General features: G+C 49.6%; 22 protein-coding genes and 1 pseudogene. 8 read left to right on the plus strand and 15 right to left on the minus strand.

Features of this window, described 5'->3' with window-relative positions; translation table 11 throughout:
- Positions 1 to 17: 17 nt before the first annotated feature.
- The 6 genes and pseudogenes from ACM1PF_RS03740 to ACM1PF_RS03765 all read right to left on the minus strand — a co-directional run bounded on the left by ACM1PF_RS03740 (position 18) and on the right by ACM1PF_RS03765 (position 6,000).
- The gene (locus ACM1PF_RS03740; RefSeq protein WP_416672408.1) at positions 18 to 1,094 is read right to left on the minus strand and encodes a glucose-1-phosphate thymidylyltransferase; all 1,077 of its coding nucleotides are present in this window, start codon (positions 1,092 to 1,094) and stop codon (positions 18 to 20) included.
- Positions 1,066 to 2,000, minus strand: a pseudogene (rfbD, locus tag ACM1PF_RS03745) (dTDP-4-dehydrorhamnose reductase). Before rfbD ends, ACM1PF_RS03740 begins: the two are co-directional and overlap by 29 nt.
- Complete coding sequence (gene rfbC / locus ACM1PF_RS03750; RefSeq protein ID WP_416672410.1) at positions 1,997 to 2,542, minus strand: dTDP-4-dehydrorhamnose 3,5-epimerase; 546 nt, start codon at positions 2,540 to 2,542, stop codon at positions 1,997 to 1,999. The pseudogene rfbD and the gene rfbC overlap by 4 nt, the downstream one beginning before the upstream one ends.
- Positions 2,543 to 2,690: 148 nt before the next feature.
- Positions 2,691 to 2,927, minus strand: a complete 237-nt coding sequence (locus ACM1PF_RS03755; protein ID WP_416672411.1) for a hypothetical protein — start codon at positions 2,925 to 2,927, stop codon at positions 2,691 to 2,693.
- A gap of 67 nt (positions 2,928 to 2,994) precedes the next feature.
- The gene (locus ACM1PF_RS03760; RefSeq protein WP_416672412.1) at positions 2,995 to 4,206 is read right to left on the minus strand and encodes a glycosyltransferase family 2 protein; all 1,212 of its coding nucleotides are present in this window, start codon (positions 4,204 to 4,206) and stop codon (positions 2,995 to 2,997) included.
- A 513-nt stretch (positions 4,207 to 4,719) separates the two neighbouring features.
- Positions 4,720 to 6,000, minus strand: a complete 1,281-nt coding sequence (locus ACM1PF_RS03765; RefSeq protein WP_416672413.1) for an ATP-binding response regulator — start codon at positions 5,998 to 6,000, stop codon at positions 4,720 to 4,722.
- 519 nt (positions 6,001 to 6,519) lie between these two features.
- Between ACM1PF_RS03765 and ACM1PF_RS03770 the strand changes: the two genes are divergently transcribed.
- Together ACM1PF_RS03770 and ACM1PF_RS03775 are read left to right on the plus strand one after the other, a co-directional pair.
- Positions 6,520 to 6,996: a DUF2294 domain-containing protein gene (locus ACM1PF_RS03770; RefSeq protein ID WP_416672415.1), complete on the plus strand. Its 477-nt coding sequence runs from the start codon at positions 6,520 to 6,522 to the stop codon at positions 6,994 to 6,996.
- An 18-nt stretch (positions 6,997 to 7,014) separates the two neighbouring features.
- Positions 7,015 to 7,419, plus strand: coding sequence for a DUF2294 domain-containing protein (locus tag ACM1PF_RS03775; protein WP_416672416.1), 405 nt, complete (start codon positions 7,015 to 7,017; stop codon positions 7,417 to 7,419).
- Between the two features lie 49 nt (positions 7,420 to 7,468).
- Here ACM1PF_RS03775 and ACM1PF_RS03780 read toward each other — a convergent pair whose 3' ends face one another.
- Entirely contained in the window at positions 7,469 to 7,894 is a 426-nt protein-coding gene (locus tag ACM1PF_RS03780; RefSeq protein ID WP_416672418.1) for a response regulator, read from the minus strand.
- A gap of 287 nt (positions 7,895 to 8,181) precedes the next feature.
- On the minus strand, positions 8,182 to 8,466 hold the full coding sequence (locus ACM1PF_RS03785) for a hypothetical protein (protein ID WP_416672419.1): 285 nt from the start codon (positions 8,464 to 8,466) through the stop codon (positions 8,182 to 8,184).
- Between the two features lie 22 nt (positions 8,467 to 8,488).
- On the opposite strand from ACM1PF_RS03785, the gene ACM1PF_RS03790 reads away from it, so the two are divergent.
- Together ACM1PF_RS03790 and nblB are read left to right on the plus strand one after the other, a co-directional pair.
- Complete coding sequence (locus ACM1PF_RS03790; RefSeq protein WP_416672420.1) at positions 8,489 to 8,956, plus strand: CBS domain-containing protein; 468 nt, start codon at positions 8,489 to 8,491, stop codon at positions 8,954 to 8,956.
- A gap of 71 nt (positions 8,957 to 9,027) precedes the next feature.
- Complete coding sequence (nblB, locus tag ACM1PF_RS03795) at positions 9,028 to 9,690, plus strand: phycobilisome degradation protein NblB (protein WP_416672422.1); 663 nt, start codon at positions 9,028 to 9,030, stop codon at positions 9,688 to 9,690.
- Between the two features lie 168 nt (positions 9,691 to 9,858).
- Here the strand turns inward: nblB and ACM1PF_RS03800 are convergent, their stop codons facing one another.
- Together ACM1PF_RS03800 and rsmI are read right to left on the minus strand one after the other, a co-directional pair.
- Positions 9,859 to 10,455 (minus strand): hypothetical protein, encoded by a 597-nt coding sequence (locus ACM1PF_RS03800; RefSeq protein WP_416672423.1) that lies wholly within the window; start codon positions 10,453 to 10,455, stop codon positions 9,859 to 9,861.
- A gap of 340 nt (positions 10,456 to 10,795) precedes the next feature.
- Positions 10,796 to 11,665 carry a 16S rRNA (cytidine(1402)-2'-O)-methyltransferase gene (gene rsmI / locus ACM1PF_RS03805; protein ID WP_416672425.1) on the minus strand — a complete coding sequence of 290 codons (870 nt, stop codon included), beginning with the start codon at positions 11,663 to 11,665 and terminating at the stop codon, positions 10,796 to 10,798.
- A 229-nt stretch (positions 11,666 to 11,894) separates the two neighbouring features.
- On the opposite strand from rsmI, the gene ACM1PF_RS03810 reads away from it, so the two are divergent.
- Together ACM1PF_RS03810 and ACM1PF_RS03815 are read left to right on the plus strand one after the other, a co-directional pair.
- Positions 11,895 to 12,614: a sugar transferase gene (locus ACM1PF_RS03810; protein ID WP_416672427.1), complete on the plus strand. Its 720-nt coding sequence runs from the start codon at positions 11,895 to 11,897 to the stop codon at positions 12,612 to 12,614.
- A 79-nt stretch (positions 12,615 to 12,693) separates the two neighbouring features.
- On the plus strand, positions 12,694 to 13,335 hold the full coding sequence (locus ACM1PF_RS03815; protein WP_416672429.1) for a TenA family protein: 642 nt from the start codon (positions 12,694 to 12,696) through the stop codon (positions 13,333 to 13,335).
- On the opposite strand, the gene ACM1PF_RS03820 is transcribed toward ACM1PF_RS03815, so the two are convergent.
- A complete protein-coding gene (locus ACM1PF_RS03820; RefSeq protein ID WP_416672430.1) occupies positions 13,329 to 13,622 on the minus strand; it encodes a GlsB/YeaQ/YmgE family stress response membrane protein in 294 nt (97 codons plus the stop codon). The genes ACM1PF_RS03815 and ACM1PF_RS03820 overlap by 7 nt on opposite strands.
- A 315-nt stretch (positions 13,623 to 13,937) precedes the next feature.
- On the opposite strand from ACM1PF_RS03820, the gene ACM1PF_RS03825 reads away from it, so the two are divergent.
- Positions 13,938 to 14,309 carry a response regulator gene (locus ACM1PF_RS03825; RefSeq protein ID WP_416672432.1) on the plus strand — a complete coding sequence of 124 codons (372 nt, stop codon included), beginning with the start codon at positions 13,938 to 13,940 and terminating at the stop codon, positions 14,307 to 14,309.
- Between the two features lie 230 nt (positions 14,310 to 14,539).
- The gene (locus tag ACM1PF_RS03830) at positions 14,540 to 15,562 is read left to right on the plus strand and encodes a spore photoproduct lyase family protein (RefSeq protein WP_416676550.1); all 1,023 of its coding nucleotides are present in this window, start codon (positions 14,540 to 14,542) and stop codon (positions 15,560 to 15,562) included.
- Positions 15,563 to 15,957: 395 nt separating this feature from the next.
- Here ACM1PF_RS03830 and ACM1PF_RS03835 read toward each other — a convergent pair whose 3' ends face one another.
- From ACM1PF_RS03835 to ACM1PF_RS03850, 4 genes are all read right to left on the minus strand, one after another.
- The gene (locus ACM1PF_RS03835) at positions 15,958 to 16,437 is read right to left on the minus strand and encodes a hypothetical protein (RefSeq protein WP_416672433.1); all 480 of its coding nucleotides are present in this window, start codon (positions 16,435 to 16,437) and stop codon (positions 15,958 to 15,960) included.
- Positions 16,438 to 16,525: 88 nt separating this feature from the next.
- The gene (gene arsH, locus ACM1PF_RS03840; protein ID WP_416676551.1) at positions 16,526 to 17,191 is read right to left on the minus strand and encodes an arsenical resistance protein ArsH; all 666 of its coding nucleotides are present in this window, start codon (positions 17,189 to 17,191) and stop codon (positions 16,526 to 16,528) included.
- A gap of 4 nt (positions 17,192 to 17,195) precedes the next feature.
- Entirely contained in the window at positions 17,196 to 17,702 is a 507-nt protein-coding gene (locus tag ACM1PF_RS03845) for a phosphatase domain-containing putative toxin (RefSeq protein WP_416672435.1), read from the minus strand.
- Between the two features lie 444 nt (positions 17,703 to 18,146).
- Complete coding sequence (locus ACM1PF_RS03850) at positions 18,147 to 18,431, minus strand: hypothetical protein (RefSeq protein ID WP_416672437.1); 285 nt, start codon at positions 18,429 to 18,431, stop codon at positions 18,147 to 18,149.
- Positions 18,432 to 18,486 lie beyond the last annotated feature (55 nt).

Here is an 18,486-nt window from a genome sequence, read left to right on the forward strand (position 1 = left end):
GGCACTCAGCACTGCTTCTAAGCCAATTCAATCTGACAATCATCCCCCACCATAAAGCGGAGGGCTTTCGGTCGTTTGGGAGCTTCCTTTAACTGGGCGCGTTGACCAATCAAACTATCGACAATCCGGTGATGGATGCCCTCGACCGTTGCCCCTTGCAGCAGGACACTGTGTTCCAGATCGACATCGACCATCTTCACCTGATCGGCAATACTGGTGTACGGCCCAATGAAGCAGTTTTCGATGTGGCAATTATCACCAATCACCACCGGGCCACGAATGGTTGAATTCACCACCTTTGTTCCCGCGCCGAGCTGAACTCGCCCAATGATTTTGCTATCGGCATCCATCTCACCCTGGTTTTTAGGTTCCATACAGCAGGTGTCCAGAATCACCCGGTTGGCTTCCAACAGGTCGTCCTTCTTCCCGGTATCCAGCCACCAGCCGCGAATCTGCTTTGCTTCGACCGCCTTTTGCTGTTCAATTAAGGTCTGAATGGCATCGGTAATTTCCAGTTCACCTCTCGCAGAAGGCTGAATCGCGGCGATCGCCCCATGAATGGCATTGGAGAAAATGTAGATCCCAACCAGAGCCAGATTAGAAGGGGGAACTTTGGGTTTTTCCACCAGCCGCAGCAAACGTCCCTTTTCATCGACTTCCGCCACCCCAAAGGCACTGGGGTTTTCCACCGGACAGAGCATGGTCAGGGCATCCAGTTGATGGCTGTGGAAGTGTTCCAGAAACAGACCCAGTTCACTTTGCACCAGGTTATCTCCCAGGTACATGACGAAGGGCGAATCTCCTAAGAACGGTTGGGCGATCTTAACTGCGTGGGCCAGTCCGGCGGGCTGATCTTGCAGGATGTAGGTAATTTTTGCCCCAAACCGATCGCCATTTCCGGTTTTCGCCTTCACCTCTTCCCCTGTTTCCGGGCTGATGATGATGCCAATTTCCGTAATGCCTGCCTCCACGATCGACTCAATGCCATACCAGAGGATCGGTTTATTGGCGACGGGAACCAGTTGTTTAGCCCCGGTATAGGTGAGAGGACGCAGGCGAGTCCCTTTACCGCCGGAGAGAATAATTGCTTTCATAGGTTAGTTTGTAAAGTTCAGTGAGCATTTGGCGTAAGCCCTGCCGCCAGTGGGGCGGATAGGATGGGAGCAGCGCAGCAATCTTCTGCCAGGCCAGGGCAGAATAGGCCGCCGCTTGGTGGGGGTGGGATACTCTGGAGTGGTGATGGGAACAACTCGCTGAAGCTGAATCGGAAATCCGATCGCCTGAGCCTCTTCAAAAATGGCGACCGCGAAATCGTACCAGCTTGTGATACCACTGTTGGTAAAGTGGTAAATGCCGTTGGGAGAGTCTGAGGAATTGGATAAGAAGTGCGTTGATAGCGTCGTGAGGGTTGTTGCAATATCCCCTGCCCAGGTGGGGGTTCCAACCTGATCGGTGACAACCCTAACCTCGTCTCGCTCTGCCCCTAACCGCAGCATGGTTTTAACGAAGTTCCCTTTACCCAACGCGCCATAGACCCAGGCGGTTCTGATAATGGCATAGCGAAACTCTGGAGAATTTTCATAAACCTGCTGAATCCCCTGTTCACCCAGGAGCTTCGATCGGCCATAGGCTCCGATCGGATTAGGGGTATCTGTTTCGGTATAGGGCGTGTTCAGATTGCCGTCAAACACATAGTCTGTAGAAATATGAATTAGGGTGGCTCCGATCGCCTGGGATGCTTCCGCCATCACCGTTGGCGCAGATCCATTGATCAGATTAGCTAATTCTGGTTCTGCTTCTGCTTTATCAACCGCAGTATAAGCCGCTGCATTCACAACTAAATCAGGTTTAGTTTCCTGAATCAGTTCACGAAGCTGTTCTAGTTGAGTCAGATCAAGTTCTTGACGACTGATGCAAGTGATTGTTCCGATCGCAGGTAAGGTTTTCTGTAATTCTTGTCCAACTTGACCACCACTGCCAATCAGTAAGATATGTGTCATGGATACACCTCAGCCGTTCTCAAGGTCTGTCCGATTTGATCCTTGGCGGAGAGAATTGGGTCTTCGGTCAGTCCCCAGTCGATTGCCAGGTCGGGATCATTCCACAAAATACAGCGTTCATGGGCTGGCGCGTAATAATCAGTGGTCTTATACAAAACCTCCGTTCCCTCCTCCAGGGCAACAAAGCCGTGAGCAAAGCCAGCCGGAACCCAAAGCTGCCGCTTGTTGGCTGCACTTAACTCGCAACTAACCCAAAGCCCAAAGGTCGGTGAGCTTTTGCGAATATCGACTGCAATATCGAAAATCGCTCCAGCAACTACCCGCACTAACTTTCCCTGCACCTGCTCAATCTGGTAGTGCAACCCTCGCAGCACGTTTTTGGCAGAACGAGAATGATTGTCTTGAACAAACCGGACATTGGCTCCAGTTTTTTCGTTAAAGGTTTTTTCATTAAAACTCTCGAAGAAAAATCCTCGATCGTCTCCAAAGACACGGGGTTCAATAACTAGAACGTCTGGAATTTCAGTCGGAATTACGTGCATGAAATCTCTCTGCTATCACCAACAACAACTGAGACTCAGATGGTTGAAAAAACAATTAGAACTGTAGCCATCTGTTGATTAACTCGCCCACTGAATTTATAAATTAGTGGATTTACACACACGATTAACTGGGATTGCAATGCAAGTCTCAAACATCGTAGCGAATTCCCCTAGTCGAATCGTAGCGATCGCCATCCTCCTTTACTTTCTCTTTATGAATGCTTTTGAGTTGTTGTAGAGGGGATAAAGAAGGGGGAATGGGGAGTGGGGAATAGGGAATAGGGACAAATTGTAGGGTGGGCACTGCCCACCGCAGGCGAGTTTCGGAAATTGTAGGGTAGGAGCGATCGTTTTCTGGCAGAGGCGATCGTTTTCTGGCAGGCAAGATGCCTGCGCTATGGATGATGGGTAGAAGTTTCCTATCCTACTCCCCACTCCCTACTCCCCACTCCCTACTCAACCGCATCTCGATCGGTGCGAACCCACTCGGTTTGTGGCTTAAACAGAAATGCCAGGTAGAGAGGAATTTTCCAGAGGAGATACAAGGGGATGGATAGTAAGGTTTGAGCGGGTAAGACAGTTCGCCCAAAGCGGAACCAGCCTGCTAACACCGCTACAATCATCATGCCCCCGGCAAGGCTGAGGAGGAGGGTTGGGAGCCAGGAGGCTCCGAGGAGTCCGGCAATCACCGCTAAGCCAGTGAGCGCGATCCAGCCCATGACCAGGAGGGATAGGGGAGGCACCGAGAGTTCCAGGGCGAGGGCCAGCAAATCCAATCGACGTTGGATCAGGGCAGCTTTGAGTAGTTTGGGAACTTGAGTGACGATCGTTTGTAAATGACCATGTTCCCAACGAGTCCGCTGGCTTTTGGCGGCGTGTTGCTGCTGAGGCAGAAGTCCGGTCACTCTGGCCGTACCGCAGAACTGAGCTGGGTAGCCGTCGATCGCCAGATCAACACCCAACTGCATATCCTCTACAATATTTCCACTGGCCAAAGCTGCCTTCTGGAGTACGGGCCAGGGAAAGGCCATGCCGGTTCCAGTCAGCAAACAGGGTAAATTAAGCTGGGTCAACCCTGTCGGGCGCACCTGATTTTTCACCAGAAAGGCCAGGGCTGAGACGGCATCCTTGGGTTTGGGGTCAGCCGGTTGCTCCATCAAGTACAGAGCTTGTACAGGACGGTTTGTGGCGATTGCCTGCTGGGCGATCTGCGCGAGTGCTCCGGGCTGTGCGAGGCAGTCTGCATCCATGAGGATGACCACATCGGGCGGGTTAGCAGAGAGAAACTGCATCCCATAATCCAGGGCATAGCCTTTGCCGCGACGGGTTTCATCCTGCCGTTCAATCACCGTTGCGCCAGTCGATCGCGCCACTTCTGCGGTTTCATCTGTGCAGTTATCCGCAATTACCACTAGCTGATCGTCGTTGCTTAACTGAGCCAACAAACCCTGGAGGACAGGACGGATCCCCGTGGCTTCGTTATGGGCTGGAACCAGTACAGCAATCCTGGGTTTATCTGCGGAGGAGACCCGGTCAGGTTTTGTCCGGGAAAAAACGGATACACCGCATTCTATCCATAGAACTGCGATCGGAATGAGCAAAATCAGGGCGGCGATGAGGAGACCCGCTTCAGCGACCACCACCAGCATAGGAAAAACTGACAAGGTTATAGCCCCCTTTGCAACTCAAACGACTCAAACAGACTGTTCAAACAGACTGTTTCAATCTACCATTCCCAACTGAGGGTCTCCAGTCAAACGAAGGATGAATCCTGTGAAGACTTACCGAATCTTGCATGAAGTTTTGCTGAATAGTTTCCCTGATGACTGTAAAGTTCCCTCTGGGTCTATATCCTTGTGTTAAAGCACCCGTTGAAGCCCTTTGATCCGGAGACTTGATACCGGACAAACAGCTTTTAAAGAGAAAAACCCAGCAGCCCCCCTGCCGGGTTAATTCCATGAACGTCACTTATCTTTTATTACTGTAATGGGCAGCAATGGCGATCGCCTTCATCTGGCTGGATCGCCTGACTGGGTGATTGCTTAAGTAAGTCATTTGCGGGAGGCTGAGGGACTAGTAGAAGCGAGCGTGAATTGAGCAACCGTAGAGCGGGCAAAATGCCCGCGCAGGCTGGAAGCCTGCACTACGAAAGGTGGGTATATTGCTGCCGAGGTCTACTAGCTGATTTCAGAGGAATCACTCCCACTTAAGTTGAAAATCTGATCTGGCGTAGATGGGCGATTGCTGGAGGGCAGGTGGCGGGGCAACTCTACCCGAAACGTGGTTCCCTGATGCAGTTGGCTTTCAACCGCAATCTTACCTTGCATCATCTGCACGAGTGAATCCGTGATCGCTAACCCCAATCCCGTACCTGCATGCTTGCGGGTGGTAGTTTGATCAATTTGGCGGAACGGTTCAAAAATTTGCTTGAGTTGGTCTTGGGCAATGCCGATTCCTGTGTCTCTCACTGCAATAATGATTCGATCGGACTGGCTCTTTGAAAGATGGCTGACGTTCACCCAAACTCCCCCGGATTCCGTAAATTTGATTGCGTTGGAGAGGAGGTTCACCAAAACCTGGCGCAGTCGGCTGGGATCGGTAAAAATCTCTGCTTCTGGGAGGTCAATATTAACCTGAAGTGATAAGTGCTTTTCTTCAGCCAGCGATCGCAATTCTTCAACTGTAGTATTCACGACCTGGAGCAAATTAAAGCATTCTGGCTTCAACTCCAGGCGACCCGCTTCAATTTTGGATAAATCTAAAATATCGTTGAGCAGTTCTAATAAGTGTTTGCCATTATTGAGAATTCGTTCCACCATATCAGTCTGGCTGGCAGTCAGGCTTCCTTTACTGCGGCGGAGTAATAGCTGGGAGAAGCCAATGATGGCATTGAGCGGTGTGCGCAACTCGTGGGACATGGTAGCCAAAAACTGAGATTTGAGCTGGGATGCCTCAATCAGCTTCAAGTTTTGCAGTTGAATTTGCTGCCGTTGTAACTCCAGCTCCTGATTCTGGCGTTTCAATAATTCGTTACTTTCGCGCAGTTGCTGGTTGGCGATCGCAGCCTTCATCTCAGCCCGGTAGACCCGAATCGCATTTCGCAACACCTGCTCCAACCGCTCTGGTGTGATCCTGGATTTGGAAAGGTAATCCGTCGCGCCTGCCTTCATCAGTTCTACGGCAATTTGTTCATCCCCTTGTCCAGTCAGCACCACCAGCGGCACGATTAGCCCCAATTGTCGAGCATTCCGTACCAGGGTCAATCCATCCTGGTCGGGCAGTTGATAGTCCAAAAAAACACAGTCGAACGGCGTGTCCTTCAGGAGGTCGATCGACTCTGCATAGTTTACTGATTCAAATAATTCCATCGACAAACTTGCCTTTTTCAAGGCCCGACGCACCGCCATGCGATCGACTTCATCATCATCAACAATCAGAACCCTTAAAGTGTCTTCCATAAAATTAGGTTCAACCCAATTAGGGGCGACTTCATCCTATCGTTAATTTCAACCGCTTCAAATCGCCCCTCCGAACTCATGGTATGTCGGCTCTTATGAGAGAGAATAAGCGGGATACAGAATTCAACCCTATATCTAACGTTAGATCTTTTTATAACGATTATTAATTTATTATTAACTCGAAAGAGGGTTGCCCGATCGCCTTATCGGTCTATCTCCAGGGATGGACTTTGTATGGAGACAAAAATACACCGTTGGAGGAATGTCCTCAAAGCCTGCCAACCGCTAGCTTTAGACAGTGTACAACTCAAACGAATTGATTCATTTGAGGAATGCACCGCTGTTACCAACCTGAGCGTATGCTGACTCAGTCCGTCGTTAACCCCTACAGCCTGGCAGCTTGGGGTGTATCCAGTCAGCTGGATCCAGTTCGTCAAGTTCATCGAGGGGAACCTCAATTTGAGCGGCAATACTTCAGCTTGTTAAGGGCGGTCTGTTTTTCATGGAGGATTTAAAGATATGACGGCATCCCTGCCCACGCGAGGACAGTTAGAACGAGCCCTTTCTCAACGCATTCAAGCTCTCTATCGAGAGCAGCTCGGTCACCGCACTGGAAAAGTGACCTGCCAGATTTTTGGCGAGCAACTGGCGATCGTCATTGAGAACTCAATTACCCAACCGGAGCAAATGCTGGCTCAGGCAGAACAAAACGACCTGGCGAGCGAAGTTCGATCGGGTTTGGATAATGCCATTCAGCCCCAGCTCATCCGCTTGATTGAGGAAATTGCTGGAGTCACCGTTGTAGACTTGTTGAGCGATGCCACGCTGGAAAGTGGACGAACGGGAATTATCGCCATACTGGACAATATGCCAACGGTTCGCTGCTCCAATTCCAGGAAATCCCAGGATTCCTCGCTAGATCCAGATAGTGATGGCGCAAATCCTGACAGTGATGGAGCGCAAAACGCTGAAATGCAGAACGCTGGACAGCAATAGTTTGATACGCCAAGTTTCATGAACCACTCAATCGATGCCCATCAGCAGCTACTCCATCTGATAGAAGCGGACTTTCAAACCTTCTATCAAATTCAGCTTGGTCACCACCCCAATAAAATTGTTTGCCAGTTTTTTCAGAACACCCTGGCGATCGTTGTCAAAGGTTCAGTGACAAAACCTGAGAAATTACTGCTGAAGCATGGTCAGCAAAACTTGGCGCAACGAGTTCGTCTCAACCTGGAACAGTTGATGCGACCGCAACTTAAATCGCTCATCGAAGGCTTAACCCAGGCAGACGTAGAGGATCTACTGATTGATACCCATCTGCGGACTGATCAGACCAGTGTGATTGCGATTCTGTCCCATCCCCCCTCCCTGGCTTGCCAAACAGCTTCACACGCTTCCTCCGGCATGGAGCCCTGACCCCTCCATCCGAACCATCCGCCCTTACATCCAGCTAAATATCTAATATCTAACGAAGATGGCGACGAATCGCAGCTTCCAAATCCTCTAGCATATAGGGTTTGCTGATGTAGTCTGCAAAACCAGCAAGTAGTAGACTTTCTCGGTCTTCCGTTTTTGCAAGTGCGGTCACTGCAATCACCGGAATTTGCTCTGTTATTTCGTCTTGCTTGAGATGTTTCACCAGTTGGATGCCGTCAACATCCGGTAGAAGCACATCCATAAGAATCAGGTCAGGTTGGTACTCTTTAACCGTAGCCAAGGCTTTACGGCTATCTTTTTGCCCAACAAAGCGGTACCCAAAAGACTCCAGCACATAGCGAATGAGCAGCAAATTGTCGTCATCGTCTTCTACAACCAGGATCAAGGGATAAGTAGAGCTAGAGACTGACTGGCTGACGCAACAAGAATCAGACTGATGTACGTAGTATGGCAATGGGAGTGCCGAGTCCATATGTCCCAGAGACTCCGTATTACAAGTTGTTGGCAATTTACGAGAGACGCGAGGCATTCTTGAAGCGGTATAAGCGCTAGGAGCAGACTGGCTCGATCCTACTGCATCCAGGTGGTTTAGCTCTGTCCGCGCAGCAGCCGGAGAGAGGCTAAATCAAGTTGGAAGGGGCAAATTCAGTTAACTGATTATACAAAAAAAGGAAAGAAATTAATATTGGCTTAATATTTCCGAACACTTCCAGTTTACTGAATTTCACACAAAGTGCAAGTTCAACGGAAATGTTTCTGGCAATACAGCTCGATTTGCTCTGGTTTGATCGCTTCATAGAAGCAATTGTGTTTCACCCTCATTGTATAGGATTTACATCGGTCTGTACTGAGGACAACACCCTGATTCTTCGCCTTGCAGGGAATGCCTCTTTGTGCTCGATCGCGTACGGGAACGCAATCCGCAGGGAGTAATACACAACTTAACGCTTTAACCAGATCCGATCGCTTCACCCGCAATCCCCAATTCCCTACAATAAACACAAGCGTTTGTTGATTTTTATTCAATTCTTAGCGACTTCCTATACCTATGCCCTCAACAGTTGCCGATATTATGACCCCCGATCCAGTCGTGGTGTCTCCCGAAACTTCCCTCAATGAAGCAATAAAAATTTTGGCAGAGCGACGCATTAGCGGTTTGCCTGTAGTGGATGCTGACGGTAAACTAACCGGAGTCATTTCTGAGACAGACTTAATGTGGCAGGAAACTGGAGTCACTCCACCCGCGCATTTCATGATTCTGGACAGCGTGATTTATCTAGAAAATCCTGCCCGGTACGAACGTGAGTTGCATAAGGCTCTGGGTCAAACCGTCGGTGAAGTGATGACGAAAAAGAACATTATCACCGTTACCCCTGATCAGCCGATTCGGAGTGCTGCCCAACTCATGAACGATCGCAAAGTGCACCGCTTGATCGTGGTGGACGAATCCAAACAGGTGGTGGGGGTATTGACTCGGGGCGATGTGGTGCGCTTCATGGCGACCCATCAGGAATGAGTTGATTTTCTTGATTCAAAACACTTTTCAAAATCACAGTCTAAACCTTTGTAGAAGACGAGATACTTAGAATGAGCATTACGCCTGAATCAGTGCAAGAATTATTGAGTTCAGATGATTTTGGTCAACGATTGAGTGCAGTCAACCAACTGCGGCAGCTTGATCCCCAAGTTGCATTTGAGATGATTCAATCTGCGATCGTTGATTCGAGTGTTCGAGTCCGGTATGCGGCGGTTAGCCAAATGTCAACCCTGGGGCATCAGAATCCAGCATTGTCCCTGGAGGTGCTACGGCGATGTTTGCTAGAAGATCCAGAAACCGATGTTCAGGCCGCAGCCGCAGATTCTTTGGGGGCACTCAAACTGACCGAAGCCTACGATGATCTGGCCATGCTTTATCATCAAACTTCTGAATGGTTGGTCAAGTTCAGTATTGTCGCTGCGTTAGGCGAGATGGGTGATCCGCGATCGTTTGATCTGTTATCGACTGCCCTACAATCCGATAATGAACTGGTTCAAACTGCTGCGATCGGTTCCCTGGGAGAACTCGGTGATCACCGTGCCCTACCCCTACTGTTGCCGTTTGTAGATAATCCAGATTGGCAAATTCGCCACCGAGTTGCCCAGGCTCTCAGTCATTTTGACAGCCCAGATGCCCGGTCTGCCCTGGAGCGGATGGCGCAGGATGAGGTCGATCTGGTTGCCCACGGGGCAAAAGCTTATTTGAATTCTTGATCACCCATTAGAACCAATTAGACATTAGAACCCATTAGATATTGGGATTGTATCTATCGCCTGATCTGGATAGAGCTTGAATCAAGATAAAAGGAAGGGGCTTCGCACTGCAAAGCCCCTTTTTGTCATCCGTTTAGAGGACGCAAATGAATGCTGCGATGGATAGCCCTATTCAGCCGCACTGCTCCGTTTCCGACCCCGTCCAGACGGGCGTGAAGTCGTCGTTTTCGATCGAGAGGTTGGCTTGGCTTTAGCCGCCGTTTTTGTTTTCGCAGCCGATCGAGTTCTAGATGCTGTCGTCGATGAGCTTTTAGCACGACTTGTGGTTCTGCGCTTTTTCGTCGGTTCCGCTACTTCAGAAGCGGCTTCCGCTGCATCAGGGGATGGGGGTGCTTCATCGGGAGATGCAGCATCGGAAAGATCGGCGGACTGTTTCGCTAGCTGTGTTTTGCGAGAGCGATTGGAGGTTCGACGAGTCCGTTTGGGTTTGTCAGAGACTTCCTTTCTAGCTGCTGCCAGGTAGCGTTTTAAGGATGCAACGGTGATGGTTACCCCTTGAGTCGCCAAAATCTCAACGACTTCCTCATAGCTGTATCCCCGATTCAGTGCATCTGTGATCGATTCATGTAGCTCCCCAATCGCTTCCCGCAACGAGAGATTTTCCTTGGGTTTCGTTTCTAGTTCGTTCAAAGTTGAACGAGTGGTTTCGATCGCAGATTGTGAAACGGATGCAGAAGCAGACGAACGCTTTCTCGTTCTAGCCATATTAGATGTTCCTACAAGTACAAGATATCCTGAGTTTCTGAATGAACAGACAGGGTGTGCTTAGTGTGCATTTGACATTCAGAACACAGCGTTCGGCATCTTTATAGTCATGTGTACTCTCAGTCATTTTTGAGAGCTAACCCATCATGTTGCTGCGGCTGATATCTGTTAGAAAAATGCATACTTTCTATTACATTACCAATTTATCTTTCCCATGTAGCAATTCATTTAACCAGTTAGGACAAAAATACAAAATTGCTGTGGAAATATAGCAATCAATGATACAAAATAGTGTTCATTCTTCCCTGGCAGGGTTGCCTCGTTTGGTTCAGAATGTTCATCACTGGGTATCTTGGCTCGTTTCAAATTCTTCTGGAATGGACAAAGCAAGTTGATATACCTGTCGGCGTGAGAGAGAAGTCTTTTGAGCCAGGTGACGGCTGGCCTGCGAGCGAGATAACCCCTGTTGAAGAAGTTGCTGAAGTTCTGCTTTCAGGGCGGCCTCAGAAAGGACGGGTTCGCTTAACTCAGCTCCGGCTAACACTAATGTAAATTCACCCTGAGGATCGCTGGTTTGGTAATGTTCGATCGCCGCTTGAATGGAACCTCGCCAAAATTCCTCGTGCAGTTTGGTAAGTTCACGCCCCAGGACGATCGCCCTTTCTCCACCTAAAATTTCACTCAACTCCTGTAGAGTTTGTCGCAACCGATGGGGGGATTCATAGAGGATGAGAGTGCGCGTTTCGGCCCGGAGTGCTTCCAGTCGATCGGTACGTTCCTGTCCTTTCGCAGGTAAAAAACCTTCAAATGAAAAGCGATCGGTGGGCAATCCGGATGCACTGATTGCTGTAATCACTGCGCTCACGCCTGGGATGGGAACCACTAAAATATTCTGTTCGACGCAGGCTTTGACTAATTCATAACCGGGATCAGAAATGCCTGGCATTCCTGCATCTGTCACCAGGGCGATCGCATCTCCCCGCTGTAACCGCTGGAGTAATTCCGGATGCCGACTGCGGCGGTTATGGTCGTGGTAGCTGACCTGGGGCGTAGTGATTTGAAAATGCTGGAGCAGTTTGCCGGTGTGGCGCGTGTCTTCCGCTGCGATAACCTGTACTTTTTGCAAGGTGTCGATAGCTCGGAAGGTCATGTCTTCCAAGTTTCCGATTGGGGTTCCAACAATATAAAGTGTCCCAGCTTGTATTTCCATATAGGCATATTACCTGGAGTGGTAGCAGTTAGTGAATTTTCTGATGGAGGGAGGAGTGTTACCTGTATTATTTCTGCCTTGCTAAGCCGTGATATTGCGGATGATAAATTTACAGAGAGCGTACTGAGTAAAGACTTTATAAAGCCCTAATAATACTGTGGGTTTGTCTGATTGGGTTGTTCATACTGCTCGATAGGGAAACCCAGTCATTCGTAACCGCGTCCTTCCTATGAGTTCAATTCTTCAGATGCGTCTATCTTATTCTGCTACCGCATCCCAACCTGGGGAAAACCAGGATCATGGTATTTCAAATGGGCATTCTTCCAAAAATCATTCCCAAGTCCACCCTTCTGTCGCCAGTTGGATGAAACGATCGGTTGATATTACTGGGGCGATCGTGGGCTTGTTTCTGACTGCCCTGGTATTGATTCCTATTGCTTTCGCCATTTACTGGGATAATCCTGGCCCCATTCTTTATAGTCAAACTCGCTGTGGCTTTCGGGGAAAACCTTTCCGCATCTGGAAGTTTCGATCCATGGTGAGGAATGCGGAACAACTGAAACATACCGTGACTAATCAGGCGAAAGGGAATATATTTAAGAATGATAATGATCCCCGTATTACTCGTGTGGGACGCTTTCTCCGCCGAACTAGCCTGGATGAATTACCACAGTTCTGGAATGTATTGCGGGGTGATATGAGTTTGGTTGGTACTCGTCCTCCCACGCCAGATGAAGTAAAAAGCTACACCGATTACCATTGGAAACGGCTAGAAGTGAAGCCTGGCATGACGGGTGAATGGCAGGTGAATGGTCGCTCCACCGTATCAAACTTTGAACAAATTGTGAAACTCGATCTCCGCTATATGCGTCGCTGGTCGATCGCCTACGATTGGCACTTGATTCTCAAAACTCTCCTGGTTGTCGTGAAGCGTAAGGGAGCCTGCTAGCAGTTGTAGAATGCAGATTGCACATCTAGATTGAGGACTGGGGTAAATCTAGATTGCACTGAAGTATCAGGAGTTTGCAATGAATCTGGCAGCAGAACTGTGGCAAGACAATCAGGATTTGGCCATTGCCTGTTTAGAAAATGCCTTTGTTCAGGGAATTGGGAATGGCACACTGCCTGAATCTCGGTTTTCCTACTACGTGGGGCAGGATGCCTTTTTTCTGGAAGCCTTTGCCCGAGCCTATAGTATTGCAGCCGCTAAAGCTCCAGACTGGCAAGGATTTAGCGTGTTTCATCATCTGGCAGATGGGGTGTTGCAAGAGCTGAAACTGCATCAGAGTTATGCAGCGCAATGGGGCGTCGATCTTCAGGCAGTCCAACCGGGAACTGCAACCCGTCGCTATACGGATTTTCTACTGGCAACCGCCTGGAGTCAGGAAGCAGGCGTAACGACAGCCGCGATGCTGCCCTGCATGAAGCTATATGCCTTTCTAGGGCAAGCACTGGCTCAACCTGAAATTCCCCAGCATACTTATACAGACTGGATTCGCACCTACAGCAGCGATGACTTTCAACCCCTGGCCGATCAGCTAGCTGAATTAGCCAATCAGTACGCAACCCTAACGCCGATCGTCCGATCGACTTACCGCTATGCGATGCAGTGTGAACTCGATTTCTTTGAAGCAGCCTGGAGTGAAGGGAGGGGCGATCGGGCTCAGTAGCGTCGGCGACTGCCAATCAGGGCGCGGTTAATCAGACCCAGGATGGCAGAAAAAACGGCTGAACCAATGACTGACCAGACCAATGGAAAGGTTGTATCCCCAATTGCAATGGGGAGAAAGATGGGTAAGCCAAACTGACGAGCGACCCATACTCCAATATAGGCACCAACAATTCCGACAAAGATAGAAACCAGACAACCGCCAGCCGTGTAACCGACCAGAGCTTGTCCAATCCCGCCGCAGAGGGCTGCGACCAGTAGTAGAAGCAAAAGTTCAATCAGCGACATTTGGGGGGGAGAAGATTTCAGATAGTGTGGGTTAGAGAGTCATTCAGAAAACAGCAAAGTTATGATGGATCCGATCGACGGGGTCAAGAGGTGGGTTATAGACCGAATGGGAATGGCAAGCAAAGCGGGCTAAATGGGTTTTACAACGCTTAAATTGCCGTAGTATAGCCATAGAGCATAACAGATTTAATTTGGTTCTGTCTCTAATGAAAGAGGTAATCTGATCGAACAGCGGAGAGAATGGAGATAAAGCTGTTTCCCCAGTCATAAATGCCTACTTTAGAGATGAATGCCCTGTTTTTAAACCCAGATTCTATGATGGATCGGATTTTGGTCGTCGATGACATTCCTGATAATTCTTTCCTCCTTCAAACCATTTTGGAGTCTGAGGGTTACGAAGTCGATGTCGTGGATAGCGAACCAGCCGCCCTGGAAAAAATGGAAGCGGAACCTCCCGATTTAGTCCTATTAGATGTGATGATGCCGGATATGAATGGCTATGAAGTCATTCAGCGGATGCGCCGTAACCCCCGACTCCCTTTTATTCCGGTGGTATTGGTGACAGGGCATGATCAACCAACTGCAGCCGAGGGATTTGATGTTGGTGCAGATGGATTTATTCGTAAACCTGTTGATTTTAATCAATTACTGGATCGGGTGCGATCGATTTTGCCGAATAAAGACTAGAGGCTTGAGGCTTGAGTCCTGAGCTTGATTTAGCCTAGATTGGCTAACCCAACTTCATTGGTTGTGAAATCCCTGCCTGCTCCTCGGCTTTAGTAGAAGTGAGTCTGTTGATAATGGGAATGTATGCCCAACGGAGAGCTTTCCTTTTGACGACTGCAATCCCAACTGCCCAACCATTCCTTCCCTCTCTCTCATCTTCCTCAACCCATTCATCCAGCTCGAAGCTTTGGATGCCCGATCGGGTTCTCTTCACCCCTGCGGCATTCGATGAATCCTGGGGACAGCAAATCTATTCTCGTGTTCAGGCACTAGACTTGCCAATTGAAGTGTTGCCCCACAACCGCTTGACGGGTTTGCGGGGAGAGGATGAGCGAGAAACCTATAGACTTGCAAAACGGACTCTGGCAGTGGTGACGGCTCCCCCCAGCCGCCTGAAGCTCAGTCCGATTCCCCCCTCTGCGGACTGGCAATTTCATCTGGCGGAGGGTTGCCCTGCCCATTGTCAATACTGCTACTTAGCGGGAAGTTTGCCAGGGCCGCCCGTGATTCGGGTGTTCGCTAACCTGCCGGAAATTCTGTCCCAGTTGCCATCCTATGAAAAACCGGGCACGCAAACCAGTTTTGAGGTAAGTTGCTATACCGATCCGCTGGGCATTGAGCATTTAACCGGCAGCCTGGCAGAATGCATTCGCTATTTTGGTTCGCGGGAGCAGGGTTATCTCCGCTGGGTATCCAAGTTTGATGAAGTGGATCACTTACTGGATTTGCCCCATAAGGGTCATACCCGCTGCCGGGTTAGTGTCAATGCAGCTCCCATTGCTACCCGAATGGAAGGGGGAACTGCCTCTGTGCCAGCCCGCTTGCAAGCGTTACGACGATTGGCTCTGCCCAAGCAGGAGGGGGGCGGCAACTATCCGATCGGCTTAGTCATTGCTCCGATCATGGCGATCGAAGACTGGCAGCACCATTACACGAAACTATTTGAATCTATCAGTAAGGCGATCGACTTTGACTGTGATCTGACCTTTGAGTTGATTTCCCACCGCTTTACGCCTAAATCAAAGCAAGTCCTGGCGAATTGGTATCCTCGTAGTCCGCTTGAGATGGATGAAGCCACGCGACAGGTGAAGCGCAATAAGTTTGGCGGTACGAAGTACGTTTATGAGCCTGCGACCATGAAAGCTTTGCGCCAGTGGTTTGAGCAGGAAATTGCGAAACGATTTCCCAAGGCTCAGGTTTTGTACTGGACTTAGGATTAGGGTTAAATAACCTCAGTAGATCACAAACCTTGTTTAGATCCCCCCTAGCCCCCTTGAAAAAGGGGGAACCGAGCCGAAAAAGGTTTGAAGTTCCCCTTTTTAAGGGGGATTTAGGGGGATCAACAGCAGGCGTTGCCGTGAATGCAATCCATTTTCGATCTACTGAACCTGTAAAGCGTTTTACTTTGCTGACTGGGCGGGCAAGACTTCAGCTTGAGCTCAGACGTTCGGCGAAGCTCAGTCGAGCCGTCGCAACGCTGCCCACCCCACAAGAAGTCTAGATTGTTCGGTTTTTGCTGACTGAGCGGGCAAGATGCCCACCCCACAAGAGATCCAGATTATTCAGTTCGCATTACTTGGATGCGGACTGGACTGAAATTTGCCGTGAACTAATGCAGTTCAGAGCCGGAAATTCGCTCCAGGTTGGTTTTATCCACAGGTGATAGGGATTCTCCATCCGATCGCTTGGCTTCGCGGGTTTTTTCTGCAAGGGACAGCCATTTCTCGCTGGCGTGTTCTCTCGCTTCTTCAATCACCTGATTGCGTGGCTCGGTCTTACCTACGACCGCTTTCGTCCGATCGAGTCCTTCATAGATGCGATCGGAGGCTTCTTCTGCTTTGTTGGCCGCATGGTCTAGATCCGGGATATCAGGAGCCTGCGCCACAGTTACGGTCGATACTGGGAGAGGAGTTGCTGCCGCTGTAGGGGTTAGAAGCCCGAATCCGCCTGCCCCTCCCCCAATTAGCAGTAGAATCGCCAAACTCAGTGCAGCCGATCGAACTACTAAACGGACGGTTCTGAGCTGAATTGATTTGAATATCAGGATCGGTTGAAACTTTGCCATGATTTGAGCCACTGATGCTGGCATAACGAGTGCTTGCGTACTTAGTACAATAGTGGCTGTCCGGCTTCACCGTATCTATCACTCGAACGATATCCGCTGGCTGGCTGGGATTCTAAGGTTCAATAAGGCTGGGAGGAGTCAAAAATTTGAATTCACTGAAGGATTCCTCGGCTCCGGTCGCCTTACGCTCACTATAGCGATCGGTTAAGTAATCTGAGTATCCCCGCAGGAGCAGCGTGAATTTGTAGAGTTCTTCCATAACATCAACCACCCGATCGCGGTAGGGAGACTGCTTCATCGTGCCGTCTTCGTTAAATTCCTGATAGGCCTTTGCCACAGAGGATTGGTTGGGAATCGTGAACATCCGCATCCAGCGTCCGAGTAATCGCATGGTGTTGACTGCATTGAAGGATTGCGAACCACCGCTGACCTGCATCACAGCCAATGTTCTTCCCTGAGTGGGTCTGACCGCACCGATACTTAACGGAATCCAATCAATCTGGTTCTTCAAAATGCCCGTAATTTGACCATGCATCTCCGGGCTAGACCAGACCTGCCCTTCCGACCACAGGCTTAACGATCGCAATTCCTGGACTTTGGGATGGGTGTCGGGTACGCTGCCGTAGATGGGAAGCTCCCTGGGATCAAAAAACTTTACCTCTGCGCCAAATGCCTCAATGATTCGGGCTGCTTCTTCGGCCAGCAACCGACTGTAGGAACGTTCTCGCAAAGAGCCATACAGAAACAAAATTCGCGGCGGATGATTCCAGCCATTCATCGATTCATTCATGCTCGTGTTGTCCTGCACTATGGTTCTGTTCTGCTGCCAGGTTCTGAAGAAAAGTGGTTTGGGCTTCCCGCAGTTCCACCTGTGGATTGGCACTCAAGATTTGCTGAACCGCATCCTCGTAGGATGACCCGGTCGCGATCAGATAGGAGGCGATCAGCGTTCCTGTTCGACGACGACCACTGGTACAATGCACCGCGATCGCATGACCGGAACCTATCTGCTGTTCGGCAAACACTCGAAAGTCCCGAACTTGTTCTGACGTTGGGGCAGTGCCGCCCTGAGTGGGCAACCAGCGGTAGGGGAAATTTGCGGCTTGATAAAGATCTAAATTACCGGGATCATCCATCACAGAGACGATCGCCCCGATTCCCATGGCCCGAAGTTGGGAGAGTTCTGCCTCAGTGGGTTTGCGAACTCCGGCCAGTTTGCCAGGAATCACCCACCAGAGATTTTCGGCGATCGGTTGGAGGGGGTTAGATTGAGTTTGTGGCTGTTTCATTCACCTAATTTGTTACTGTTCGGATCAATCCAATTCAGCGTATGGTTGAGCTACGATCATTGCTCAATTATCATAACAAAAAAAATTGATGCATTTTTCCTATCCATTTCCTATTATTCCGAGCTAGCGTGTACACACAAGCCTGACTGTATCTGGACAGAAAACTGGGCAATGCAAAATGTAGCGATCAAAATGTAGCGATCGGGGTTTCGCCTACCCCAATTCCCTCCCAGAAGTTTTACCTATCCCTATCCCCTCCCAGGAAGGGAAAATGGAGCTGTGGATTGACAAAATTCTCTGGGGCGTTTGTCCTGCTTTGACTCAAGCAGCCTTAGTCCATCACAAATCATACTAAGAACCCCCTTTCTTTCCTTAAGAAAAGGGGAACCGAGCTGAAAAAGGTTTGAAGTTCCCTGACAAGGGAGATTTATTCTGCCTTTGGTTTTACTGGTTATGTTCGCCAGCCATTGACTTCCACATTGCTTGCCCTGATTCACGTCCGACCTGAATCAGTTTTGCAGCGTATGCACTCCGGCCAAATTGAACCAATAGATAGATACCAGTGCATCCCATCACTACAGGAGAAAGCCACTCCAACCAGGAAATGTGGCAGCCCAGCCGGGAGAGCAGCACGACCAACAGGTCATCCAGGAGGCTAAAGCAGAACACAGCCGATTGACGCACGATGTTTGGGAAGGGATCCTCTATGTCGATTGCTAAAGGTTTCATACGGTTAAATTCAAGTTCTGCACTTTAGAGACCGGAAAAGTTATGAATCTTAGTG

The organism is Egbenema bharatensis FJBBOT/2019 (assembly GCF_048077055.1).
GTDB classification, from domain to species: Bacteria; Cyanobacteriota; Cyanobacteriia; order Elainellales; family Elainellaceae; genus Egbenema; species Egbenema bharatensis.